23 protein-coding genes and 1 pseudogene are annotated in these 24,831 nt (G+C 65.3%); 19 read left to right on the forward strand and 5 right to left on the reverse strand.

Features of this window, described 5'->3' with window-relative positions; translation table 11 throughout:
* The first annotated feature begins 447 nt into the window (after positions 1–447).
* The 11 genes from pdxR (at position 448) to AC3WLE_RS09855 (ending at position 8,557) form a co-directional block, all read left to right on the forward strand.
* Positions 448–1,881: a MocR-like pyridoxine biosynthesis transcription factor PdxR gene (pdxR, locus tag AC3WLE_RS09805; protein WP_492356046.1), complete on the forward strand. Its 1,434-nt coding sequence runs from the start codon at positions 448–450 to the stop codon at positions 1,879–1,881.
* 135 nt (positions 1,882–2,016) lie between these two features.
* Entirely contained in the window at positions 2,017–2,550 is a 534-nt protein-coding gene (locus tag AC3WLE_RS09810) for a TetR/AcrR family transcriptional regulator (RefSeq protein WP_492363573.1), read from the forward strand.
* A gap of 209 nt (positions 2,551–2,759) precedes the next feature.
* Positions 2,760–3,749 (forward strand): alpha/beta fold hydrolase, encoded by a 990-nt coding sequence (locus tag AC3WLE_RS09815; RefSeq protein ID WP_035824135.1) that lies wholly within the window; start codon positions 2,760–2,762, stop codon positions 3,747–3,749.
* Positions 3,750–3,817: 68 nt separating this feature from the next.
* Positions 3,818–4,543 (forward strand): cysteine hydrolase family protein, encoded by a 726-nt coding sequence (locus AC3WLE_RS09820; protein WP_492317281.1) that lies wholly within the window; start codon positions 3,818–3,820, stop codon positions 4,541–4,543.
* A 90-nt stretch (positions 4,544–4,633) separates the two neighbouring features.
* Complete coding sequence (locus AC3WLE_RS09825; protein ID WP_035824137.1) at positions 4,634–4,864, forward strand: DUF2798 domain-containing protein; 231 nt, start codon at positions 4,634–4,636, stop codon at positions 4,862–4,864.
* Positions 4,865–4,982: 118 nt separating this feature from the next.
* Positions 4,983–5,420, forward strand: a complete 438-nt coding sequence (locus tag AC3WLE_RS09830; protein WP_492317282.1) for a GNAT family N-acetyltransferase — start codon at positions 4,983–4,985, stop codon at positions 5,418–5,420.
* Positions 5,417–5,563 (forward strand): hypothetical protein, encoded by a 147-nt coding sequence (locus tag AC3WLE_RS09835; protein ID WP_492356044.1) that lies wholly within the window; start codon positions 5,417–5,419, stop codon positions 5,561–5,563. The genes AC3WLE_RS09830 and AC3WLE_RS09835 overlap by 4 nt, the downstream gene beginning before the upstream one ends.
* The gene (locus AC3WLE_RS09840) at positions 5,560–6,312 is read left to right on the forward strand and encodes an SDR family oxidoreductase (RefSeq protein WP_492317283.1); all 753 of its coding nucleotides are present in this window, start codon (positions 5,560–5,562) and stop codon (positions 6,310–6,312) included. Before AC3WLE_RS09835 ends, AC3WLE_RS09840 begins: the two co-directional genes overlap by 4 nt.
* A gap of 73 nt (positions 6,313–6,385) precedes the next feature.
* On the forward strand, positions 6,386–6,865 hold the full coding sequence (locus AC3WLE_RS09845) for a carboxymuconolactone decarboxylase family protein (RefSeq protein ID WP_035824143.1): 480 nt from the start codon (positions 6,386–6,388) through the stop codon (positions 6,863–6,865).
* 4 nt (positions 6,866–6,869) lie between these two features.
* Positions 6,870–7,274, forward strand: coding sequence for a cupin domain-containing protein (locus AC3WLE_RS09850; protein ID WP_035824145.1), 405 nt, complete (start codon positions 6,870–6,872; stop codon positions 7,272–7,274).
* A gap of 275 nt (positions 7,275–7,549) precedes the next feature.
* On the forward strand, positions 7,550–8,557 hold the full coding sequence (locus AC3WLE_RS09855; protein WP_035824225.1) for a bestrophin family protein: 1,008 nt from the start codon (positions 7,550–7,552) through the stop codon (positions 8,555–8,557).
* Between the two features lie 98 nt (positions 8,558–8,655).
* Here the strand turns inward: AC3WLE_RS09855 and AC3WLE_RS09860 are convergent.
* Positions 8,656–8,811, reverse strand: a pseudogene (locus AC3WLE_RS09860) (DHA2 family efflux MFS transporter permease subunit); the annotation flags it as partial.
* A gap of 108 nt (positions 8,812–8,919) precedes the next feature.
* Between AC3WLE_RS09860 and AC3WLE_RS09865 the strand changes: the two are divergent.
* Together AC3WLE_RS09865 and AC3WLE_RS09870 are read left to right on the forward strand one after the other, a co-directional pair.
* On the forward strand, positions 8,920–10,515 hold the full coding sequence (locus tag AC3WLE_RS09865; protein ID WP_492317284.1) for an MDR family MFS transporter: 1,596 nt from the start codon (positions 8,920–8,922) through the stop codon (positions 10,513–10,515).
* Positions 10,516–10,549: 34 nt separating this feature from the next.
* Positions 10,550–11,011, forward strand: a complete 462-nt coding sequence (locus AC3WLE_RS09870) for a MarR family winged helix-turn-helix transcriptional regulator (RefSeq protein WP_492317285.1) — start codon at positions 10,550–10,552, stop codon at positions 11,009–11,011.
* Positions 11,012–11,037: 26 nt separating this feature from the next.
* On the opposite strand, the gene AC3WLE_RS09875 is transcribed toward AC3WLE_RS09870, so the two are convergent.
* Both AC3WLE_RS09875 and AC3WLE_RS09880 read right to left on the reverse strand, forming a co-directional pair.
* A complete protein-coding gene (locus AC3WLE_RS09875) occupies positions 11,038–11,703 on the reverse strand; it encodes a response regulator (protein ID WP_010811055.1) in 666 nt (221 codons plus the stop codon).
* A 400-nt stretch (positions 11,704–12,103) separates the two neighbouring features.
* Complete coding sequence (locus AC3WLE_RS09880; protein WP_492317286.1) at positions 12,104–13,063, reverse strand: LysR substrate-binding domain-containing protein; 960 nt, start codon at positions 13,061–13,063, stop codon at positions 12,104–12,106.
* An 828-nt stretch (positions 13,064–13,891) separates the two neighbouring features.
* Here AC3WLE_RS09880 and AC3WLE_RS09885 point away from each other — a divergent pair.
* The 4 genes from AC3WLE_RS09885 (at position 13,892) to AC3WLE_RS09900 (ending at position 16,895) form a co-directional block, all read left to right on the forward strand.
* Complete coding sequence (locus AC3WLE_RS09885; RefSeq protein ID WP_492317287.1) at positions 13,892–14,182, forward strand: transposase; 291 nt, start codon at positions 13,892–13,894, stop codon at positions 14,180–14,182.
* Positions 14,183–14,251: 69 nt separating this feature from the next.
* Positions 14,252–14,626, forward strand: coding sequence for a hypothetical protein (locus AC3WLE_RS09890; RefSeq protein ID WP_492317288.1), 375 nt, complete (start codon positions 14,252–14,254; stop codon positions 14,624–14,626).
* Positions 14,627–14,675: 49 nt separating this feature from the next.
* On the forward strand, positions 14,676–16,022 hold the full coding sequence (locus tag AC3WLE_RS09895; RefSeq protein ID WP_492317289.1) for a DUF3300 domain-containing protein: 1,347 nt from the start codon (positions 14,676–14,678) through the stop codon (positions 16,020–16,022).
* A 3-nt stretch (positions 16,023–16,025) separates the two neighbouring features.
* The gene (locus tag AC3WLE_RS09900; RefSeq protein ID WP_492317290.1) at positions 16,026–16,895 is read left to right on the forward strand and encodes a DUF2950 domain-containing protein; all 870 of its coding nucleotides are present in this window, start codon (positions 16,026–16,028) and stop codon (positions 16,893–16,895) included.
* 30 nt (positions 16,896–16,925) lie between these two features.
* Here the strand turns inward: AC3WLE_RS09900 and AC3WLE_RS09905 are convergent, their stop codons facing one another.
* Positions 16,926–17,705 (reverse strand): Crp/Fnr family transcriptional regulator, encoded by a 780-nt coding sequence (locus AC3WLE_RS09905; RefSeq protein WP_492356043.1) that lies wholly within the window; start codon positions 17,703–17,705, stop codon positions 16,926–16,928.
* Positions 17,706–17,945: 240 nt separating this feature from the next.
* Here AC3WLE_RS09905 and AC3WLE_RS09910 point away from each other — a divergent pair, with 240 nt between their 5' ends.
* Positions 17,946–19,034 carry an extracellular catalytic domain type 1 short-chain-length polyhydroxyalkanoate depolymerase gene (locus AC3WLE_RS09910; protein WP_492351594.1) on the forward strand — a complete coding sequence of 363 codons (1,089 nt, stop codon included), beginning with the start codon at positions 17,946–17,948 and terminating at the stop codon, positions 19,032–19,034.
* Positions 19,035–19,115: 81 nt separating this feature from the next.
* Here the strand turns inward: AC3WLE_RS09910 and AC3WLE_RS09915 are convergent, their stop codons facing one another.
* Positions 19,116–20,426 (reverse strand): MFS transporter, encoded by a 1,311-nt coding sequence (locus tag AC3WLE_RS09915; protein WP_492351593.1) that lies wholly within the window; start codon positions 20,424–20,426, stop codon positions 19,116–19,118.
* A 272-nt stretch (positions 20,427–20,698) separates the two neighbouring features.
* Here AC3WLE_RS09915 and AC3WLE_RS09920 point away from each other — a divergent pair, with 272 nt between their 5' ends.
* Complete coding sequence (locus AC3WLE_RS09920; protein WP_492356042.1) at positions 20,699–24,712, forward strand: DUF748 domain-containing protein; 4,014 nt, start codon at positions 20,699–20,701, stop codon at positions 24,710–24,712.
* Positions 24,713–24,831 lie beyond the last annotated feature (119 nt).

Below are 24,831 nucleotides of genomic sequence, written 5' to 3' on the forward strand. Positions count from 1 at the left end.
CCGGGCGCGATACTGCATCCGTGGAGCGTCTTCCCGATCGCTCCGCATTCTCCCGGGTGCGTCCCGTCGCGAGAAACTTCCCTGCCGCCTGCTTGCCCAGCAGGCGTTTTTTTGCGCAGGGCAAACTGATCGAGGTGGCGAACCATGGCTAGCAAACTGCTGAAGACACTTCACGAGACGGCTCAGGATTTCGCGGAAGGCGGCCTCATCGATGCACATCACGCGCAGCGCATCATCGCCCATGCCTTCAGGGGCATGGGCGGAGACTCTGAATCTCCGCCCATTTGCTTTCTCAGGCCGTCACGGGCCGGGTCCCGGCGGATGCGCGCCCTGGGGTATGATCGGAGGTCAAGATCACACCCACATCCGATCCGTTGCCATCGCCGGCAATGATTCGCGTTCCCATGCATCGGCGTTGCGGCACTGCCCGGATACGTCTGCCAGGCTATGACGAAGTCACCGGCTCAGGACCCATCCAACGCAGCGCCGCTGCATGAGCAGATCTACGCTCGGATTCGTGCCTCGATCCAGCAAGGGCAACTGAAACCCGGGCAGCGGGTGCCATCCTTGCGTGCGTTTGCGGGCGAGCTCGGCGTGGCGCGCGGGACCGTTCAGGTCGCCTATGAGCGGCTCCTGGGTGAAGGTTACCTCATCGCCAGAGGCCCTGCGGGAACGTTCGTTTCCGAGCAAATTGCGCCATCGCTCCCCCACCGCGTGGCCGCCGCGGCTGGATCCAGCCGCACGCCACCGGACCAGGAACTTGCCGAGGTTTCACTCGAAACGGATGGTGGAATCCCCGCGCCGTTGCAACTGGGGCTTCCCGCGCTGGATGAGTTCCCGCGAAAACTATGGACGAGGTTGATGGCGCGGCAAATACGCAGCGCCGGCTCGCTGACCAGGCCGGCGTCAGCCGGATTTGGCCCGCTGCGAGAAGCGCTGGCCGCTTACCTGCAGCGCTCACGGGGCATCGACGCCCAGCCGCACCAGGTGTTCGTCGTGCCGGCTTATACGGCCAGCCTTGCGCTGATTGCGGATGCGCTCAGGCTGGCGGGCGAAAGCGCCTGGGTTGAGGATCCCAGCTACCCTCCGACTGCCCAGTCACTCAGGCGCCTGAACCTGCAGGTCCGGAATGTGCCAGTGGATGATCATGGCCTCGACGTCGAATTTGGGCGTCAGCATTTTCCAGAGGCGCGCCTGGCCGTAGTGACGCCATCGCACCAGAGCCCGACTGGCGTGGCACTGACACTGCAACGTCGCGTCGACCTGCTCGACTGGGCCGGTGAGCGGGGCGCATGGATCATCGAGGACGACTACGACGGCGAGTTTCGTTACCGCGGCCACCCGTTGCCGGCCTTGAAGAGCCTGGACACATGCGACCGGGTGATCTATTGCGGCACGCTTAGCAAGGTGCTGTACCCGGGGCTACGGCTCGCTTACGTGGTCGTGCCACAAAGTCTGGTGCCGACCATGGATCTGGCCTGCAGGCGCACGGTGCATGGCGGCTGCCCCGAACTCTTGCAAGCCGTGGTGGCGGAGTTTATTGCGCAGGGGCACTTCGCCCGGCATATCAAACGCATGCGCACGCTTTACGCGCGACGACGCGCAATGCTGGCCGAGGCGCTGGCGCCATACAAGACGGACGGCTTCACTGTTTGCCTGCAGGATGGCGGCATGCACCTTCTGATCGACGTCAGGGACGATCTTGACGATCTGGCGATGGCCCGTCGTGCGCGCAAGGCAGGATTCGCCGTCCATTCGCTGACCGCCTGGCGGTACGGTGCGCCAGGGCGGCGTGGCTTGATGATGGGGTTTACCAATCTGCGCACTCAGACTGAAGCCGATCGCCTGGTTGCCGAGCTGATGCGCGCGCTGAAAGCATAGACGATCGCCATCGGGCGCTTGACAAATAGTCAACCAGTCGTCTATTGTCCTTCCCATCTGCTCACTAACTATTGCGACGTGCCAAGACCCCCCAACCCCGAAATCCGTAGCCGGCTGCTTATCGACGGTGGTCGTGTGATTCACAGCGCCGGTTTCAACGGGTCCGGCGTGCAGGACATCGTCGCTGCCGCCGATGTTCCCAAGGGTTCCTTCTACAGCTATTTCGACAGCAAGGAAGCCTTTGCCGCCGAAGTGCTCGAAGCCTATTGGGATGCCATTGAGCAACGCCATGGCAAAGTGATGTATGACGCGCGCATCACGCCGTTGGCCAGGATCGAAAAGTTGTTCGAGTTGCTGGTGGCGGACCACGCGGCACAAGATTTCAGGCTCGGGTGCCTGGTGGGCAACCTTTCTCTCGAATTGTCCAATACCAGCGGTGAAGTCCGAACGGCTCTGGAGCGCATTCTGGCGCGCTGGGAAGGTATCATCACAGCCTGCCTTGATGAGGCCAGGCTGCGCCAGGAACTGCCAGCGGACGTTGATTCCGCGCAGCTCGCGTCCATCATTATCGAAGCCTGGGAAGGGGCGGTCCTGCGCAGCAAGGTCGAGCGCAATGGCGACGCCTGCCGACGATTTCTGCAAGTCACCCTCAAGCGCTTGTTGTACTGAGATTTTTTTGCGATTTTAAATAGACGACTGGTCATATATATTCAGGGCATGGCCTAGTTGAAAACGATAAACATGTGTCTATTGACTGTGTCATCGCCCAACTACATTGAAGCCTGCTCAAACCAGCACGCATCGGCACCATGACCAGGCACCTGACGCTCAGACCTATTCAAGGCAACGCGCGCACGCGCCAATAAAGGAGTCTCACCATGTCTTCAGATCGCAGCCTCGACCAAGGCCTATCGCGACGTAACCTGCTGTTGGGCAGCGCGGCCGCAGCCGGCGCGCTGGTGGCTTCCGGCTTGCCCGGACCTGCGGCGGCAGCACCGTCGGCAGAAAAGGCGAACACCGCAAAGGCAAGCGGCAAGGCTTCAGGCAGCTACATCACGGCAAAGGACGGCACCCAGCTCTATTTCAAGGACTGGGGCGCCGGTCGCCCCGTTGTATTCAGTCATGGCTGGCCACTGAGCTCGGACAGTTGGGAATCCCAGATGATCCTTGTTGCTTCGGAAGGGCACCGTGCCGTTGCACATGACCGTCGTGGCCACGGCCGTTCAAGTCAGCCATGGAATGGCAATGAGATGAACACCTATGCCGACGATCTGGCCACGGTGTTCGAGACGCTCGACCTGCGGGACGCTATCCTGGTGGGCTTCTCCACGGGTGGTGGCGAGGTGGCCCGATACATCGGCCGGCACGGTACGCGACGCGTTTCAAAGGTGGTGCTGGTTTCAGCCGTGCCGCCTTTGATGGTGAAGACCGCCGCCAATCCGCGCGGACTGCCAATCGAAGTATTCGACGGCCTGCGTGCCGCACAACTTGCCAATCGGTCCCAGTTCTACAAGGACGTGCCGGCGGGGCCGTTCTATGGCTTCAACCGACCCGGTGCAAAGCCGTCGCAGGGGTTGATCGACGCATGGTGGGCGCAGGGCATGCAGGGTGGACACAAGAGTACGTACGACTCGATCAAGGCATTCTCCGAGACCGATTTCACCGAGGATCTCAGGAAGATCGATGTGCCGACCCTGATCATCCACGGCGACGACGATCAGATCGTGCCGATCGACGCCGCTGGACGCGCATCGGCAAAGCTCGTCAGGAACGCGAAGCTGATCGTCTACCCCGGTGCGCCGCATGGGCTCACCGACACCCACAAAGATAGATTCAACGCCGACCTGTTGGCATTCATCCGTAGTTGAAACGACGCCGCATCTGCCGGACCCCACGAAGGCGCCGGCAGACCGGCTCACCATAAGAGGTACTTCCCATGTGCAACCACCACACCCTCTATGCAGATCCCGTTGATCCGGCTCTGCCGAAGTCCGGCATTACGCTGGACCTGCCACGCACCGCGCTCGTCGTGATTGACCCGCAGATCGACTTCATGAGCCCCGAAGGCCGCAGCTGGGGCGTGGTCGGAGAAAGCGTGACGGAGCAGAACCTCGTGGCCAACCTAGTCCGTCTGTTCGAGGCCGCAAAACAGGCGGGCATCACGGTCGCCATCTCTCCCCACTATTACTTTCCCCATGACCACACATGGAAAGTGCAGGGCCCCGCCGAAATGTTCCAGCATGCCATCGGCATGTTCGACCGTCCGGGCGCGCTGAACCTGGACGGATTCCGTGACTCGGGCGCGGACTTCATGCCGGAACTCAAGCCGTATATCGAGGATGGCAAGACCATCATCTGCTCCACGCACAAGCTGTACGGCCCGCAGGCCAACGACCTTGTCCTGCAATTGCGCAAGCAGCGCGTCGACCAGGTCATCCTTGCTGGCATGGCCGCCAATCTGTGCGTCGAATCCCATCTGCGGGATCTGCTGGAGCAAGGTTTCGAAGTTGCTGTCGTGCGCGACGCCGTTGCAGGGCCGAAGCTACCCGAAGGGGACGGATATCACGCGGCACTGGTCAACTTCCGCTTCATCGCAAACGCGCTGTGGGATACCAACGAAACCGTGCAGCGGTTGGCAGGAAAGGTTGGAGCAGCCGCGTAGCGCCTGTCGTGCGCCAGGGCGCCAGCCCCTGGCGCGGCAATGGCAGGGTGCATGACTGTCTAGTTCAAAGAATGCATAGAGGCGACTCACATGCCTAAGATTCCTTCGCGCTACAGCTATTTCGCCTATGGTGTTATCCAGGCCGGATTGACCTGCTCCATCGCTGCTGCCATCGCAAGCCTTCCATTTGCAGAAGAAGGCCTGTTCTTTCAGCACTGGCTAAGGTCCTGGAGCGTTTCCTGGCTGACCATGCTGCCGGTTGTCGTGTCGGCCACGCCCATCATTCGCTGCCTGGTCGATCGCATGACAAACCACTCTTAGGTCATACCGTCATATGTCGATGGTCGATGGCCTAGTTGAAATCGATAAACATGTGCCTGTTGACTGTGTCATCGCTCAACTACATTGAAGGCTGCACAAACCAGCACGCATCGGCACCATGACCAAGAACCTGACGCTCGGACATGCGGAAACGGAGGCCCAGATCCGCGCCTGCTTCCCTGTCATGCGGCAACTGCGCCCCAAGCTGCAAATGCCGGAAGACTTTCTCGACACCGTCATGGTGCAAAGTGGACAAGGGTACCGGCTGCTCGCGCTCTGGGACGACGGCAAACCTGTTGCGCTGGCCGGATATCGGCGTCTTGAAAACCTGATCCACGGGCGCTTTCTGTACGTCGACGACCTGATTACCGATGCCGAGGGCCGGGGGCAGGGTCACGGCGAGCGTCTGCTGCAAGCGCTTTGCGAGCTTGGACGCACAGAAGGCTGCCAGCGACTTGTCCTGGATACCGCACTCGCGAACGCGCTGGCCCAGCGCTTCTATTTCCGTTCCGGCCTGCTCGCCAAGGGCCTCCACTTCTGCATGGAGCTGCAATGAAGCTCCTCAACCTGCTGCTGCTCGATTGCTGCCCGCGCTGTGACTATTCCACGAGCCGGCGCTCCGAGTCGATCTGGCGCGGGGATGCCGCGCTCCCTAACATGGAATCGTTCCACCTTCCTCAGCACGGAGAAGCATCATGAAGATTGTCATCATTGGCGGGACTGGCCTGATCGGCTCGAAGACCGTCGCCATTCTGCGCCAGGGCGGCCACGAGGTCATGGCCGCCTCGCCCAGGAGCGGTGTCAACAGCATCACTGGCGAGGGGCTCCAGGAGGCCCTGACCGGCGCCCAGGTGGTGATCGACCTTGCCAATTCCCCATCGTTTGAAGACAAGGCGGTGCTGGCATTCTTCGAGACTTCCGGCCGCAACCTTCACGCGGCGGAGACCGCAGCGGGCGTTCAGCACCATGTCGCGCTGTCCATCGTCGGCACCGACCGGACGCCCGAAAACGGCTATTTCCGCGCCAAGGTCGCGCAAGAAAAACTGATAGAGGCCTCGGGCATCCCCTACACCATCATCCGCTCGACCCAGTTCATGGAATTCATCGGCGGCATCGCCGATTCCAGTGCGCAAGGAAATGTCGTCCGCCTTTCGCCTGGGCTGTTCCAGCCGATTGCTGCGGACGACGTCGCCGGACTCGCTGCCGATGTAGCGCTCGCACCACCGCGAAACGGCATCGTCGAGATCGCCGGCCCGGAACGAGCCCCGTTCAACGAGATCGTCGCCCGCTATCTCAAGGCGGTGGGCGACCCGCGTGAAGTCGTGCGCGACCCCGAGGCCCGCTACTTCGGCGGCCGGGTCGAGGAACATTCGCTGGTGCCGTTGGGCGAGGCGCGCCTCGGGCGCATCGGCTTAGAGGAATGGCTGCGTCAATCGCAGCAACGATAGTCCGCAGGGCGCATGCCCACGTAAGCAGCACCGGTTCGTCAGTCCCACATTGAGCAGATCACCAGGAGCAAACATGACCCAACGTACGAATTACTTCCAGCAATCCCCGGAACTTTCCAAGAAGCTCATGGAGTTCGGCGCGCTGTTCCAGAAGACCACGATCGAACAGCCCATTCGCGAGCTTGTCGAGATTCGCGCATCGCAGCTCAATGGCTGCGCGTTCTGCGTCGACATGCATATCAAGATGGCGAAGATCCACGGCGAGCGCGAATTGCGCCTGCATCATGTGGCGATCTGGCGCGAGTCGACGCTGTTCTCGCCGCGCGAACGCGCCGCGCTGGCCTGGACCGAGGTGCTGACCAGGCTTCCCGCCGAAGGCGTGCCCGACGATATCTATGAGCGCGTGCGCACCCAGTACAGCGAGAAGGAACTGTCTGACCTCACCTTCCTCGTGGGGGCGATCAATACCTGGAACCGCCTGAACGTGGCATTCCGCATGGTGCCTGGGTCGTCGGACAAGGCGTTCGGGCTCGACAAGGCCAACCTGGAGTGATGCCATGAAGACGGTCACTTCCGTTGCGGCAGCACTTGTGTTGTCGTGCCTGACGGTTGCAAAGCCGGCCGCCGCCGCGCCGGAGGCGAGTGTCACGCCCCTGGTCAAGGAAGCGTTGCCCGAATATCCGGGGAAGGAAGCCGAGATGATCATCGTGGAGTATCCGCCGGGCAGTGCCGATCCCGTGCATCGCCATGACGCCCACGCCTTCGTCTACGTGCTCGAGGGCAGCATCGTCATGGGCCTCAAGGGCGGAAAAGAGGTAACGCTCAAAGCGGGCGATACCTTCCACGAAGGTCCCAACGATATCCACACCGTCGGACGCAATGCCAGCAAGACGCAGCCAGCAAAGTTTGTCGTGTTCCTGATCAAGAACAAGGGCGCGCCGATCCTGACGCCGGTGAAGTAGTCGTCGTCCAATTTGGCACCGGCAATGCCGGTGCGCACTGTCCGGCCGGCAAGAGCGGCGCTACCGCATGCTCTTGCCGTGCCGCTGTTTTCCAGGGTGGCGTGAAGGGTTGTGGGACGGAAATTGATACTACGTCCGTTTCTTGGCAATATCACCATCACAAAATCAGGTCCCGGGCAGCGATCTGGTCGGTGGTGAGGGCGGTTGGCCGTGCTGCCTGCCGGCAGTTCGGACCTCGGACCCGCGACCTGCCGCCCCGCCGCGAGATGCGCACCATGCACCTGGGAAAATCGTACACAATATCCGAGTTCACGTTCTGGTCGAGACGGCAACTTTATGCCTCGCTAGCATGCGGTTCGCTGCCCGTAGTCCTTTATCAGTTCTTCGGGCTGAAATGGCTGTCAATCCCGGTCTCGGTTGTGGTGCTGCTGGGCACCGCCACGTCATTCATCGTGGGCTTCCGGAACGTGCAGACCTACAGCAGGGCCCTGGAGGCACAGCAGATCTGGACTGAGATCTTGAACGGCAGCCGGTGTCTGGGTGTGATGAGCCGGGACTTTCTGGCAGGGCAGGCGGCCGGGCGGGATCTGGTTCTCCGGCATTGCGCATGGCTGACGGCGCTCCGCTATCAACTGAGAACCCCAAGGATCTGGGAAAGCGCGGGCAAGGCATCCAACGTGGAGTACCGGAAGTACTACCGGGTTCCAGAGTGGGAGACTCCATTGGACGAGGCGCTTGCGCGTTATCTGCCACAGGCCGAACTCGACTCGCTTGCGCACGTCGAGAGCAAGACAAGCCGGTTGCTGGGAACGCAGTCAGCGACGATCAGGCGGTTCCTTGACGCTGGCGAGATCGGCAATACCTTCTATCTGGAGTTGGTAGGATCGATCAGAGGCTTCTTCGCGCAGCAAGGACGGGCGGAGCGTATCAAGGACTATCCGTATCCCAGGCAATATGCGGTCGTCAACAAGCTCTTTGTCCGTACGTTTTGTCTGCTACTGCCTTTTGGCATTCTTACAGAGTTCGAAAAGCTCAATGCCAGCGTTTCAGGCGTCATGCATGGCAACATGATCTGGCTGGTCATTCCATTTAGCACGATGATCTCCTGGATGTACCTCGCGCTGGAGCAAGTGGGCGAAAGCACGGAGAACCCGTTCGAAGGAAACGCCAATGATGTGCCCATGGCACAGATCTGCCGGAAGATCGAACACGAACTCATGGACATGCTTGGCGAGAAGTGCGATATCCCCGCGCCAACGGCCGGGCACGGTATTGTCCTCTGACCACTCAAGGTTATCGCTTTCCCACCTCCGACCACTTAGTCAGGCATCCTGTCATGTCTGCGGGCCGTGCGTCGTCTTATCGCTCAGTGCGCAGCCGCGATCGACAGCTTGCGAGTCGGCGTTTCGCGGTCGCGGTAGATCGCCCAGGTAACGGCGGCGGCGACCGGGCCGACCGGCACGTTGATGTAGAAGATCCACGACCACGCGTAGCCGTCGGTTAGCCAGCCGCCCAGCGCCGGGTTGGCGATGGGGCCGAAATTTCCATACGACCGACTTTATTTCTCGCGATCACAAGGCCATGACGCGGCTGACCGATCTGCCCCTATAATGCTTGATAATACAACGATTGATCGAGCAATAAAATGACCCCACAGCCAGATAAGTCTGAGGCCAACGGCCAGGTGCTGCCGTTTCGCGAGTCCCTGCTGGCCATGCTGGGCGTGGCCTTTGTGGTGATGCTGGTGGCGCTGGACCAGACCGTGGTCGGCACGGCGCTGCCGACCGTGGTGGCCGAGCTGCAAGGCTTCGAGTACTACGCCTGGGTAGCCACGGCCTACCTGCTGACATCGGTGATTACCGTGCCGGTGTTCGGGCGGCTGGGGGACTATTACGGGCGCAAGCCGTTCGTGCTGGCATCGATCGTGGTCTTCTCGGTGGCCTCGGCGCTGTGCGGCATGGCGCCGAGCATGCCGTTCCTGGTGCTGGCGCGCGCGCTGCAGGGGATTGGCGGCGGCATGCTGGTCGGCACCGCCTTTGCATGCATTGCCGACCTGTTTCCGGATACGCATGTGCGGCTGCGCTGGCAGGTGATGATGAGCGCGGCATTCGGCATTGCCAATGCGGTGGGGCCGTCGCTGGGCGGGCTGCTGACGGAGTGGTACGGCTGGCGCGCGGTGTTCTATGTCAACCTGCCGATTGGCGTGCTGGGGCTGTGGTTTGCGTGGCGCTACCTGCCGCACCTGCGCCAGCAGGCGCACAGCGGGCCGATCCGCGTGGACTGGCTCGGTGCCTTGCTGATCGCAGCCGGGCTGGGGTGCGTGCAGCTGAGCGTTGAACTGCTGCCGGCACGCGGCTTCGATGCCTATACGGGCGGCTTGCTGGTGCTGGCGGCGGTGGCACTGGTGGCGCTGTGGCAGTGGGAGCAGCGTTGTGCCAACCCGATCCTGCCGGTGGAGATGTTCCGCAACCCGGGGCTGGCGCCGTTGTTCCGGCTGGCGGTGTTCACGGGCTTCACCATGTTCGCGCTGCTGCTCTATGCGCCGCTGCTGTTCCAGGGCGGCTTTGGCTATTCGCCGAAGGAGGCGGGCATCCTGATCACGCCGCTGGTGGTCTGCATCACCGCTGGCAGCATTCTCAACGGGCGCATCGTTACGCGCATCCGTCGCCCGAATACCATGCTCTATGCCGGCTTTGGCATGCTGGCGGTGTCCTGCCTGGGCCTGTCGCAGGCGACGCGCAGCATGCCGCACGGCGTCTTGCTGACGATCATGCTGATCGGCGGGTTCGGGCTCGGCTTTATCATGCCGAACCTGACGGTGTTTGCGCAGCAGACGGCAGGGCGCGAACACCTTGGCATTGCCACAGCCATGCTGCAATCGCTGCGCATGGTAGGCGGCATGGTGGGCACCGCGATCGTGGGCACGCTGGTCACGCGCAGCTATACCGGCGGTGTGGAACATGCGCTGTCCGCCGCCAATGCCGGACAATGGACGGCGCGCATGGCGGATCCGCAGGTGCTGATCGACAAGGCGTCGCAAGTCGCGTTGCTCGGCCAGCTCGAGCAAGCCGGGCACAATGGCGCACTGTTGCTGGAACAGGCGCGCGTGTCGCTGGTCACTGCCATCCACCTTGGCCTGGTGGTGGCTGCGGTGGCCGCCGCGCTGGGCGTGTGGTGCGCCCGCCGGGTGCCGTCGATCAAGCTGACCCGGGCGCCGGCGCCCGCCATGGCCGCCGACTGAAGCGCCGGCCTGCAACGTAACCTGAGGAAAATGGATGGAACTGGAGCGACAAAGCGTGGCCGTACTGCAGCAGTTCGGCCGCACCTACCGCGCCTACGCGGCTGCGTTCGAACAGCGCCTGGGGCTGCCGCTGCCCCGCTGGCGCATCCTGCATGCGCTGCATCACCAGGAGGGCGCGATCGGCCAGAAGGCGCTGGCTGACCTGGTCGGCATGGACCCCGGCGCGCTGACGCGCCAGCTCAAGGCCATGCAGGAACTTGGCTGGGTGGAGCGCAGCACCTCGGAACGCGACAACCGCGTGACCCATGTCACGCTGTCACGGACCGGCGAGCAGGTGGTGGCGCACGCCATGCCGCTGCGCTCAGCCTTTCTGGAGGATGTGCTTGCCGAGGTGTCGCCGTCGACCATGCGCGAGCTGTCGCGCGGCCTGGCGCGGCTGGAGGCCGGCATCGCATACGCGCAGGCCCACGCGGCACAGGCAGCCGACGCCGCCTGATACGGCCGCGGCCGTGCCGCCGGCGCTCAGGCAGTCAGCAGCATGCCGTTAAGCGCCGCAAATTCAAACAGTTCCCGGTCGTTGGTGACGCCGAGCTTCTGCATGGCGCAGTTCTTCTGCCGGCTGATGGTCTTGACGCTGCGGCAGAGCAGGACGGCGATCTCGCTCACGGACCGTCCGGTCAGGTACAGCCGCAATACTTCCATTTCACGCCGGGACAGGCGCTCCGCGCCGGCCTGGCCTGGTGTGGCCGGGTTGCCGGGATCGGCCTGCGACAGCACTTCAAGCGCGGATTTGCCGATGTAGTGGAAGCCCCGCTGGATACGGCAAACCACGGTTACCAGTTCTGACAGGGGCGAGTCCTTGAGCAGCAGGCCGTGCACCTGGGTGTCGAGGATGGAGCGCAGCACCAGCGGATTGGTGATCATGGTCAGCACGATCACGGCCAGCGACGGATGCCGCCGCCGCAGGCTGGCAAGCAGGCGCAGGCCGTCGCTGTTGCCCTCGCCGTGCGCGGGCATGTGGTAGTCGGTGATCACGACATCGGGACGCAGGCTTTCCACGCTGTTCAGCAAGGCCGTCGCGCTGGTCACGCAGCCGCACACCTCCCACCCGGTCTGGGTATGCAGGCGGTCCGCGACGGCCGCGCTGACCAGGGGGTGGTCGTCGGCAAGCAGGATCCTCAATGTCATCTGGTTGCTCCTCGATTCTTGTTCGTGGCAGCGCCGGCATCAAGAAAACGCCGCACGTCAGCGAGACGTGCGGCGCAAAAACGACGCCAAACAATACGACGCCAGACAACTGCGTGCATTGCCCCGGGACCGGGCCAAACGGGAGACGGCCGGACCGCAGCAATGCCATTGCAGGATATCGGCCGCGCGGTCTGGCGAAACTAGGAGGATTCGCAAAGCGCCGCCGTGGCGCAGCGGCCTGCACCGGGCAAAGTGGCGCGAGTGTAGCGCAGGGTCAGCGCTCGGAAAAATGTCTCAAGACTGTAATAAGAACGCCGCCGCCGCTGCGCAGCCAAAGCAAAAGGCGCTGGCGCCATCGGGCTGCCAGCGCCTTGCGGGCGCCGGTGCTGCGGGCGTTGCGTCAGGCCAGCGCGGATTGCGCGTGGGCTGCGGCGCGCCCGTTGCGGCGGCTGTCGATGGCCTTGAGCGGGTCGCGCAGCACGGCGCTGCCGACATCCATGATGTCGCGCAGCACGCCCTTGTCGCCGCTGCGCTCCGGTGCCCAGAAATGCAGTGCCGCCCATTCCGGGAAGCTGCTCGGCGGTGCCAGCAGGCGCGTCTTGCGCTCGCGCGTGACCAGCGGCACGTTGAAGTCCAGCACCGGGCAGATGCCCCCGGCCGAATGCAGCAGCGTGATCTGGGTATGCCATGACGGGACCACGGTCTCGCGATGCCCCGGAGTGCTGGCCTGGCGGCTCAGGAAGGCTCGCAGCGGGCTGCCGGCCTCGCAGTCTTCCTGCAGCAGGATCCAGTCGCTTTCGCCTTCGTCATGGCTGCCGCCGCGCGTGGCGCTGACCAGCCGGCGCGGCGTGGCCATGATGTTGTGCTGGCGCACGCGTTCGGGGTCGTGGCCGCTGTCGACGATGAAGGCGCAGTCCAGTTCGCCGCTGCCGAGATGGCCGGCAAGGGTGGCGTCGGCGATCACCGGGCGCGTGATAAAGCTGTCTCGCGGAAACTGCTCGCACAGTGCGGTCAGGATCTCGGTGATGACCGGGTCGCCGATCGACGATGAAAAGCCGATCGAAACGCGCCTGCCGTCGGCACGGCGCTTGCTCAGGCCAGGCTCGCCGGGGCGCACCAGCTGGTTCCATTTGGCCAGGATCTGCCGCGCCGTCTGCTCCAGGCGCAGCGCATGCGGTGTGGGTTCGAGCATCCCGTTGCGCTTGACGAACAGCGGATCGCCGGTGATTTCGCGCAAGCGCGCGAGGCTATAGGCCACCGTCGGCACGCGTCCCTGCGTGCAGGCCGCAACGGCGCTGAGGTCCCGGTATTCCATGACCAGGACAAAGACATGCAACAACTTCGTGCTGACGTGACGCATTCCGACTTCTCCCGATCCATGACTTTGTTTTCTTTATTTTCTTGTTGGTCCGACACCTACAGCGCTGGGTCGGACAAAGGGCGCAAGCGCGGCCTGGTGTCAGGGCAATGATCCGGTCCCTGACAGTGACAGGCGCAAGCGACATGCACGGCGCGCGCTGCGGGCATGTCCGGATGAAAAAAAGGTGGGCAAAAGCCCGGGCAGGATGCTGCGAAAACGCATGGCACGACTCCTAAATGTCCGACTTGCGTCGACAAATGGCGCAGTGACGATTCGATCCTTCAGGCCCGGTACTGTTGGCAGCGTGAACGCGCACCAGTCTGGGTGGTGCGGGCTGCCTGGCCGCTCTTCTGCCGGCGCCGCCAGGGCGCCGCGCGAAGGCGTGCGAAATTTAGTTGTGCCGAGGAATCTTAATACATGCTCAGCAAAAGTCATAGAAACTTGAATTGATGACAGTCTTCTAATTTTGTTTAGTACCTCTTTGTCTGTACATCAATACATGGCTTGAAATCGGGGCCACCGGGCGATTCATGCACGATTACAGCCGTGCAGAAGGTCGTCATGCCCATGTGTTATGGCGGCCGGCATCTTCGTTTCCGCGATGCGCAGTGAGAATGATCTAACTGGATTCCAAATTGGCTTAACGAAATTTGGCAATGCGCGCCAGCGCCGGCGGCAGCTTGCGCAGAGATAATTTTCTTAACTCGCGCAGCGAAGACACTGAATTGCTTTTTGGCGCGGCCGTGGGCTAACGTAGGGCTAGAGTCGGCACAGTTGGCGGCGCGGCTGGCGCCGCTTGTCGCCCGCCGTTGTGATGCGGAGAGATTCGTGAACAGACGGTATTCGGAAGAGCAGATCCGCAGCTACCTGGCCGAGGCGGCCAGCGGCGTGCCAGTGCGTGAGCTGTGCGCGCGCTATGGTTTCAGCGATGCTTCGTTCTACGGATGGCGTGCCCGTTACGGCCAGCCCAGCCAGGGTGATGTACGTGACGGCCGCAAGCTGCGCGAGCTGCAGGAAGAGAATGCCCGGCTCAAGAGTATGCTTGCGGATGCGCTGCTCAAGCTTGAGCTGATGCGCAACCGTACCGGCCGCCGCAATGGCACTGGCAAGGATCGCTAGCGGCGGACGGTTCTTGCAATGCGCCGCGGTGTCGCTTCCACGTGCCGCGGAGGGTTCTGGAGTATTGGTTTGACGAAGTTTCTGATCAAGGCGGGCGTGCTGGCATGCGCCGCCATGGTGGTCGTCCCCGCGTGGGCGGCCAGTGCTGCATCGGCGGCCGCGGCCGCCGGCACTCCGATGGTGGCCCCGCCGCCGCCACGGATGCTGGACGAAGCCACGGCCGTGGTGGAAGGACCTGATGGCAAGGTGTCTGCGTCGCAGCGGCAGCACTGCCAGTCATTGCTGGACCAGATCAACGCGCTGCCCGGCGGGCCGCAGTGGTCCACCGGCAAGTCGTCGGTAACCACTGCCGACGGGCGCACATATCCGACACTGGAACGCCAGGCAGACCGCAAGCGCCTGGAAGAGGCGTATCGCCAGGAATGCACGCAGCAGCGCCGCTGAGGCGCCCCCCGGCAGCAGGCCGTCACCTGCGTATTTGTGGAGAGCCGACATGCACCGTTTCAAACACCTCTTCGCATGGTGCCTGGCGCTGATGCTGATGGCGCCGCTCGGGCCAGCGATGGCGCAGTCCAAGCTGAGCAATGCCCAGCTTGACCAGCTGACCGCGCCGATTGCCCTGTATCCCGATGCGCTGCTGTCGCAGGTGTTGATGGCTGCCACCTATCCCGCCGACGTCGCAGCTGCGGCGCAATGGTCCAAGGCCAATCCCAGCCTGTCTGGCGATGCCGCGACCAAGGCGGTCGCCAGCCAGGCCTGGGACCCCAGCGTGCAGTCGCTGGCCGCGTTCCCCTCCGTGCTCGACATGATGGGCCGCCAGCCGCAGTGGGTGCAGTCGGTCGGCGACGCGTTCCTGGCCCAGCCCAACGACGTGATGGATTCCGTGCAGCGGCTGCGGGTGCAGGCGCAGAAAGCTGGCACGCTGAAGACGACCGAGCAGCAGAAGGTCGTGACGCAGACCACCGGCGGCACCACGATCGTGCAGATCGAGCCGGCCAATCCGCAGGTGGTCTACGTGCCGACCTACAACCCGACCACGGTCTACGGCACCTGGGCGTACCCCGCGTATCCGCCGGCCTATTACCCGCCGCCGCCCGGCTCCGTGTTTGCCACGGCACTGGTAACGGGCATCGGCTTCGGGCTTGGCGTGGCGGCGGTCGATGCGATGTGGGGCGGGTTCAACTGGAATAGCCACGACGTCAACATCAATGTGAACCGCTACAACAACATCAACGTCAACCAGCGCCTGGACGTCAACCGTGCCAACGTGAACTGGCAGCACAACCCCGCCAACCGCGGCAACGTTCCCTACAACAATGCGGCGGTGCGCGGTCGCTATGACCAGCAGCGCCAGTCTGGCCTCGCCAGCCGCCAGCAGGGTGTTCAACCCGGCCAGCGCGTAGGGGCCGCCGGCGGCGGGGTGCAACGCCAGCCTTCCCAGCGCGACCAGGCGCGAGAGCGCGCCGCGCAGTCGTTCGAGGGCCGTACCGGACAATCCATACCGGGCCATGCGGGCGGGGTGGCAGACCGCTCGCGCCCGGGTGCCGCCGGCGCTGGCGTGCAGAATCCGCGGCCGGCCGGTGCTGACCGCCAGCGCGCAGACCAGGCCCAGGCCCGCGACCGTGCCCGCAATGCCAACCGGGACAGCGCGCTGCGCGATGCCGGCAACGGCGACCGCATGCGCCAGCAGACCCAGCGCGCGGCGATGCCGCACCGGGAAGCGCCGCAAGCGCGCCCGGCCGGGCTCCACCAGGGCGGCGTGCACCAGGGCGGTGGACTGGGCGGCGGCGGTGGAGGCCGGCTCGGCGGCGGCGAACATTTCGGCCATGGTCGGAGGTAAATCATGATGCACATGACCGCTAATCCCTTCTCTGCCGCAGCCGGAGCGCGCGCGCTGCGCACGCTGGCGGCGGCCGCGGCCCTGTCCCTGTCCCTGCCGGCGATGGCCCAGCAGGTCTTCCCCAGCCCTGACGCTGCCGCCGAGGCGCTGGGTGATGCCATCGCGCGCAGCGACGGCGACGCATTGCAGCGCGTGCTGGGCAAGCAATACCAGTCGCTGGTGCCGGAGGGCTCCATCAACCGCGACGACGTCTACGAATTCCTTGGCGCCTGGGCGCGCCACCATGCCGTGCAGCCCGATGGCGAGCGCCGCGCGCTGATCGCGGTCGGGCAGAGCGGATGGACCTTCCCCGTGCCGCTGGCGAAGCAGAAGGACGGCTGGCAGTTCGACTTGCGTGCCGGCCAGCAGGAAGTGCGCCGCCGCCGGCTCGGGCGCAATGAACTGGTGACGATGGAAACGCTGCTGCAGCTGGCCGATGCCCAGCAGCGCTACGCGGAGCAGGTGGGGCAGGGGCGCTACGCGACCCAGTTGATCAGCGCGCCGGGCAAGACCAACGGCCTGTACTGGCCCGCGGCCAGCGAGCAGGACGCGAGCCCGATCGGCCCCGATGCGCTTGCCATGGGCCCGGATACGCCCGCCGCGGATGCTTTCTACGGCTACCATTACCGGATCCTGCCGCCGGCCAAGGGCAGCGACGCCAAGTACGGCCTGATTGCCTGGCCGGCCCGCTATGGCGATACCGGCGTGCATACCTTCATGCTCGGCAGCGACCGCGTCTTCTATGAGCGCGACCTCGGGCCCGGCACGGCATCGCGCGCCAAGACCATCCGCAGTTTTTCGCCTGCCGGCTGGCAGCGCGTGGCGGACCGCTGAGCCCTTGGCCCCAGAGTCCCGGCCAGCCGCCTAGGCCAGCCGGGGTTCGCCGAACTCCCCGCCGTAGGCTTCTGATCTGGCCGCCGCCGGCCGCGGGACCGGATCCAGGTCGGCATAGACCGCGGCCAGCCCGTCGCGGTCGATGATGCGCAGGTGCCGCTGGCGCACCGAGATCAGCCCGACCGAGGCAAAGCGCGACAGCAGCCGCGACACCGTTTCCAGGGTCAGCCCAAGCAGGCTGGCGATGTCCGTGCGCGACATGGCCAGCGTCAGCGCGCCGTCGCGGTTGCCGTCGCGGCGCGCCTGCTCGCCGGCGAGGTCGAGCAGCAGCATGGCCAGGCGCTGTGGCGCCCTCATCGACCCCACCGCCACCAGCAGCACGCGTTCGCGCTCGGCGTTGCGGCGCATCGCTTCCAGCACCGTTTCACGGAATGGGGCGGACTGCATGAGGGTGCGCAGGGATTCGACCGAGACCGCACAAACCACTGCATCCTGCAGCGCGATTGCACCAGTCCCATGGACCGGACCTTCGTGCGGCTCAAGCCCCAGCACATCGCCGGGCAGCGAAAAACCCGTTACCTGCCGCCAGCCCAGCGGCGATTCATAGACCTGCTTGGCGCTGCCATGGCGCAGCGGGTAGACCGTCAGCGCAGGGCGGCCCTGGCGGAACACATGCTCGCCGGTGCGCACTTCTACCCGCTCCGGCTGCAGCGCCATCGGCACGTGCGGCAGGGGAGCTTGCGCCCCGGCATTGTGGCAAACGTGGCGAAAGAGGCAGAGCAGGCAGGCTGGGGCGCCGTTGTCCGGCATGGTGTCATTGTCCTCCGGTGACGATGGCCAAGTATAAAACGTCGGCAACGCAAGCCATCTCGCTGCGATCTGCATTCTTTCGTGTGGCTAGTTTAAAAATTTCGCATTGCGGGCGCGAGGCTCGTTGCGTTTGTGCCATAAGCGCGGGAGTACGCCGGCGGGCGTAATGCTGATTGTGATATGCTGCATTGCAACAATAAAGGCACAGGAGGAGATCGCGTCACACGATCAGGAGTCCTCATGACCAAAAGCTTTGCCGCTGACTGGCACGCGCAGATCCGGCGACTGAGCCGTGCGCAAGCCCGCACGGAAGCCCAGGTGAAGTCCTGGCTGGACCGCGTGGATTCGCTTAATCCGCTCACGCCGGCTCGGCCTGACCGCCCGCCGGGCAAGCTCCGGCCCGCCCGGCCAGCACCCGCGCCGGGTTCCCTGCCCGGTACCTGGCAGGCGCACAGGCTGCGCCTGGCGCCGCTGCCGGGCGAACTGGTGCCGCAACTCTCGTATCACCTCTACATACCGTCCAAGGCCCATCGCGGCCCGTTGCCGGTGGTGGTGGTGCTGCATGGCTGCCGCCAGACGCCGGATGACCTGTCGGCCGGCACCCGCATGAATGCGCTGGCCGAGCGCGAGGGATTTATCGTGGCCTACCCGCAACAGCCCTTGCGGCGCCAGGTACAGCGCTGCTGGCAGTGGTTTGACCTGGGCGCCGCCGAGGGCGGACGCGAGGCGCAGGCGGTAGCCGCGCTGATCGATGCGCTGGCTGCGCGCCACGACGTGCGCGAGCGCGAGATCTACCTGGCCGGCATGTCCGCCGGCGCGGCCATGGCCGCGGTGGTGGCGTTGCGCTACCCGGGCAAGGTGGCGGCCGCGGCGCTGCATTCCGGCGTGGTCATCGGCGCGGCCGACAACCCGCGCGCCGGCCTGCGGGCCATGCAGCAAGGCTCGGCGGCCGATCCGTCATGGCTGCTGGATGCCGCCGGCGTGACACCGGGCGGTCCCGAGATGCCCGCGCTGGTGATCCACGGCCTGGCCGACGACGCGGTCCATCCGGTCAATGGCCGTCTGCTGGCCCGGCAGTTCCTGGCTTACAACGGCCTGGAAGACCGGCTCGCCGGTACGCCCGCGCAGTCCGACCCGGAAGACGAAGCGCCGGGCCGGTCCCATGAATACCGCTTCGGGCGCTGGCGCCGCGACCTGGTCACGCTGGTGGAAGTGGAGGGCCTGGGCCACGCCTGGAGCGGCGGCGATGCCAGCTATGGCTACCACAGCGATATCGGCCCGGATGCCAGCACGCTGATGTGGCAGTTTTTCAGCCAGCACCGGCGTTGAAGTCGGGCAGCACCAATGCGCATCAAGCGCGCACAAAAAAGGGAGGGCGCCTGCCCTCCCTTTTTCGTTGCCGCAGCCGCGTCAGCCGCGCGAGCGGTCCTTGACGAACAGCGCAGTCACCATGCCCAGCACGCACAGCGCGACCACATAGTGGGCCGGCGCCAGCGAATCCTGCTTCAGCATCAGCGTGACGACCATCGGCGTCAGCCCGCCGAAGATCGCATACGACACGTTGTACGAGAATGACAGGCCCGAGAAGCGCACCTGCGCCGGGAACGCATTGACCAGCACGAACGGCACCGCGCCGATGGTGCCGACCAGGAAGCCGGTCAGCGCATAGAGCGGCAGCAGCAGGTCGGGGCGGGTGAAGAGCGTGGTGTAGAACATGTAGGCGCAGATGGCCAGCAGCAGGCCGCCGACGAACAGCGTGCGGCGCGCGCCGATGCGGTCGGCCAGTGCGCCGGAGACGACACAGCCGACCGTCAGGCACAGCGTGGCGACGCTGTTGGCGACCAGCGCCGTGCGCGCGTCAAAGCCGTACAGCTTCTGCAGGAAGGTGGGCGTCATCAGGATCACCACCACGATGCCGGCCGACAGCATCCAGGTCAGCAGCATCGACACCGCGACGCTGCCGCGGTGGTTGCGCACCACCGACTTCAGCGGCATTTCCGCGGCCAGCGCCTTGCGCTTCTGCAGTTCGGCGAAGACCGGTGTCTCATGCAGCCAGCGCCGCAGGTACATCGAGGCGATGCCGAACGCGCCGCCGATCAGGAACGGCACGCGCCAGCCGTGGTCGGCCAGCTCGGCCGGGGTGAAGACGCTGTTGATGCCGGTGGCGACCAGCGAACCCAGCAGGATGCCGGCAGTCAGCCCCGCGGTCAGTGTGCCGCAGGCATAGCCGACATGGCGCGCCGGCACGTGCTCCGATACGAACACCCAGGCGCCGGGCACTTCGCCGCCGACGGCCGCGCCTTGCAGGATGCGCAGCACCAGCAGCAGCACCGGCGCGGCCAGGCCGATCGACTGGTAGGTGGGCATCAGGCCCATCAGCAGCGTGGGCACCGACATCAGCAGGATCGACAGCGTGAACATCTTCTTGCGGCCGAGCAGGTCGCCGAAGTGAGCCATGATGATGCCGCCCAGCGGCCGGGCCAGGTAGCCGGCCGCGAAAATGCCGAAGGTTTGCAACTGGCGCAGCCAGTCCGGCACCGACGGCGGGAAGAACAGCTGCCCGATGACCGTCGCGAAAAAAACGAAGATGATGAAGTCGTAGAACTCAAGGGCGCCGCCGAGCGCGGCAAGGGCAAGGGTCTTGTAATCCTGGCCGGTCAGCGGGCGCGCGCTGGCTCGCGGCGCGCCGACACCTGCGGCGGTACTGCTGGTGGTAGACATGAATGGACTCGCATGGAAGAGATCGCATGCGAAGCGTGCAGCACGGAATACGTGATGGGTGTGGCCGGAGGGTACAGCGCAGGGGAGGCAGGCATGATGTGGCGGGTAAGCCGCAGGCTTGCGACGAAACGCTTCGCAAAGGACGTAAAGATTACCAGATCGGCCCATGCGGCGTTGAGAGGTCAATTCTGATTTCTTTGCTTTGTCCGAAACCGTTGCCATAATGTCGAAAAATGTGAAATCCGGGGCACAAACCATCGTGCAGCGCCGGAATGCGGGGTCAGATCTTCTGGAACGACATGGCTTTCAAGCAATCCATCCAGGCAGTGGCTGCCACGCCACGCGGGCGGCTGGCGACGCGCGTCGCCGGCGGCGTGGTCGCGGCGCTCGCGGTGTTTGGGCTGGCCGGGTATTTTGGCGGCCCGCCGCTGCTCAAGTACCTGGTTGAAAAGAACGCGACCGAGGCGCTGGGGCGCAAGGTCACGCTGGGCAAGGCCCACGTGCGCCCGTTCGAGCTGGCGGCCACGCTGACCGATCTCACTATCTATGAGCGCGATGGCAAGACCCCCGCGCTGACGCTGGGCGAGGCCGAGGCCAATACCTCGCTGGCCTCGGTCTGGCACCTGGCGCCGGTGGTGGACAACCTCCACGTCGACCGGCTGGCCGTGCACGTGGTGCGCGGCGCCGACGGCCGCATGAGCTTTGCCGATGTCCAGGAGAAGCTTGCGGCCCTGCCGCCCAAGCCGCCCGATGCCAAGCCGGCGCGCTTTTCGGTCAACAACATCGCGGTTACCGGCAGCAGCTTCGGCTATGACGACAAGCAGCTCGGTTCCAGCCTGCGCGTCGACAACCTGACGCTGACCCTGCCGTTCCTGTCGAACCTGCCGCATGACGTCGAGATCGTGACGCGGCCCACGCTGAGCGCACGGGTCAACGGCACGCCGCTGGCGCTGGACGGCGAAGTGCTGCCGTTTGCCGATTCGCGCCAGACCCGGCTCAAGGTCAACCTTGACGGCCTGGAGGTCGCGCGGCTGATGGCGTTCGCGCCGCCGCTGCGCGATGCCGAGGTCAGGTCCGGCAAGCTCGATACGCGCCTGACCGTGGCCTTCCGCCAGCAGAAGGACACGCAGGAGATGCTGGTGATGGGCACGGCCGCGTTGCGCGATGCCGAGGTCGTCACGCGCGCCGGCCAGCCGCTGGTCAAGAGCGGCCGCCTGGCGGTGGATATCGGCAAGCTCGAGCCGCTGGCCCACCGCGCGCAGCTGCGCAGCGTGGAGATCGAGGGGCTGGGCGTGGAAGCCGCGCGGCGCGCGGATGGCTCGCTGAACCTGGCCACGGCGTTCCTGCCGCAGGCGGTCAGCAAATCCACGGATGGCGTGGCGCCCGCGCCGGCGGCTGCCCCTGCCGCCGCACCGGCGCCTGCTTCGGCGCCCGCAGCGGCCGCCGCCTCGGGGGTGCAGGCGGCGCCGGCCAAGGCGGCGCCAAAAGACGTGCCGTGGCGCTATGCGGTCGACCGCATCGTCGTCAGGCAGGCCCGGCTGGGCTTTGAAGATGCACTGGCACCGTCGGGCCCGGGCAAGCTTGCACTCGGCCCGCTCGATGCCGAGGTCAAGGGCTTTGCCGGCACCGACGGCGACAAGCCGGCCAGGATCGAGGCCACGCTGACCGTGGCCGATGGCCAGACCCTGCACCATGCCGGCGACCTGCTGCTGCGCGACGGCTCGATGGCCGGCACGCTGGAAACCACCGGCCTGCGGCCGCAGGGGTTTGCCGCATGGTGGCCGCGCGAGCTGCGCAGCCAGTTCGGCACTACCGCGGTCAATGCCGAACTGAACTACCGCATGTCGTGGGGCACGCCGCAGTTCCAGTTCGTGCTGGAAAAATCGCGGCTGGAACTGGCGCCGCTCTACGTGGCCACGCGCGATCCGGTGACGATGCCGGCGGCCGCCGCACGCGATGCCGATGCCAGTGCAAGACCCGCCGGCAACGACAATGCCGCCCCGCGCGGCGCACGCCGCGCGCGTGAGCGCGCCGCCGACCGCGAGGGCGCCAACCTGCCGCTGCTGCAGGCTGAAAAACTGGTGCTGGACGATATCCAGTTCGACCTGGCCAAGCAGACCTTCGCCACCAGCCAGGTCACCCTGGCCAGGCCGCAGCTCGCTGCCACGCGCGACCACAGCGGCGAGCTGATCGAGATGGCGCGCCTGTGGGCTACCGAATCGGCGCAGCAGGTGCGCGCCACGCCGCGCCGGAATGGAGCGGCGGCCGCACCCGCCACCAACGGCAAGCCAGCGGGTGGCGGCTGGAAGGCAGACATCGGCAAGGTCACGGTGGAAGGCGGCAGCGCCCGCCTGGCCGACTACCAGCCGGCCGGGGCTAACCGCGGCCGCCCGGTGATCCACCAGTTCCGCAATATCGCGCTGAGCACCGGCGCGGTCGCCTGGCCGCTGACGCCGGCGGCGGTGCCGCTCAAGCTGCATGCCGAATCCGGTCGCCGCGGCGTGATCGGCGTCGATGGCACGGTGTTGCCGACCGTCCCCGCCAGCCGGCTGCAGCTGGACCTGCGCGAGGTCGAGGTGAGCCCGCTCCAGCCCTACATGGCTGACCGCTTCAACGCCGCCCTGCGCACCGGCACGCTGACGGCAAAGGGCAAGCTCAATGTCGATGCGCCAACCGGCAAGCCCATCGCCGCGCAGTTCAGCGGCAACGTGCAAACCGGCAACGTGCGCACGGTGGACCGCGTCAGCGGCGAAGACTTCCTGCGCTGGCGTTCACTGGCGGTGTCGGGCATCGACTTCGCCATGGACGAGAGCAAAGGCCCGATGCGCGTGAGCCTGGGCAATGTCGCGCTGTCTGACTTCTATGCCCGCGTGATCCTGAATGCCAACGGCCGCCTGAACCTGCAGGACGTGATGGCCGGCGGCGCCGAGAAGGGCGAGGCGGCGCCATCCACCAGCCTGACGCAGGCCAACCCGGCCTCGGCGCCGGCAACGCCGCCGGTGCAGAGCGGTGATACGCGCACGGCCCAGGTCGAGCAGAAGCCGGGCGGGCCCAAGCCGCAGGTGCGCATCGGCGGGGTCTCGGTCGAGAAGGGCAATATCAATTTCTCGGACTTCTTCGTCAAGCCCAACTACACGGCCAACCTGACCGGCATGAAGGGCAAGGTGTCCAAGGTGTCGTCGGGCGACCCCACGCCGGCCGACCTGGTGCTGGATGGCCGCATCGACGACGATGCGCCGGTCAATATCAGCGGCAAGCTCAATCCGCTGGGTGAGCAGCTGTTCCTGGACATTGCCGCCAAGGCCTCGGGCGTGGAACTGACGCGGCTCACGCCGTATGCGGCCAAGTACGCCGGCTACCCGATCACCAAGGGCAAGCTGACGGTGGACGTGGCCTACAAGATCGAGAACGGCAAGCTCGATGCGAGCAACCACCTGTTCCTGGACCAGCTCACCTTCGGCGAGCGCGTCGACAGCCCGGATGCGACCAAGCTGCCGGTGCTGCTGGCGGTGTCGCTGCTGAAGGACCGCAACGGCGTGATCGACGTGAACCTGCCGGTGTCGGGCTCGTTGTCGGATCCGGAGTTCAGCATCGGCGGCGTGATCGTGCGCGTGATCGTCAACCTGCTGACCAAGGCGATCACGTCGCCGTTCTCGCTGATCGCCTCGGCCTTTGGCGGCGGCGGGGGCGAGGAGCTGGGCTATGTCGAGTTCGCGCCCGGCACCGCGGCGCTGACGCCGGCGGCCAGGGACAAGATCACCAAGCTGGGCCAGGCGCTCAACGACAGGCCCGCGCTGCGGCTGGAAATCAGCGGCCGCATCGACCCGGCCACCGACGAGGCCGGCGCGCGCCGCGCGTGGCTGGATGCGCGCGTGGCCGAGCAGAAGCGGCGCGACCAGCGCGACAGCGCCCAGGCGGGCGGCGAGGCCGGCAACGACGAAGCCGGCGAGCAGGGCGCCGAGATCAAGGTCTCGAAACAGGAGTACCCGAAGTACCTGGAGCAGGTCTACAAGCGCACGTCCATGAAGAAGCCGCGCAACTTCGTCGGCTTCACCAAATCCCTGCCGCCCGAGGAAATGGAAAAGCTGCTGATGGCCAACGCCACGGTCACCGAGGCCGACCTGAAGCGCCTGGCCGAGCAACGCGCACTGGTGGTCAAGCAGTCGCTCGAACGCGAGGGCAAGGTGCCGGAGAGCCGGCTGTTCCTGACCGCGCCCAAGCTCAGCGCCGAGGGCATCAAGGACAAGGGCGCGCCCAGCCGCGTGGACTTCTCCATTCGCGGCTAGCCCGGGTGGCGGCGCCGCACGGCGCGGTGCCGCCACGGGCCCGGCCCGGAAAACCGGTATGATTCGGCCCGGACAATCCGTTCCATAGCCGATTCAGGAGTGTGTTTTGCAGCAGGATC

The sequence above is a fragment of the Cupriavidus sp. FW306-1B-F12B genome, assembly GCF_058781795.1.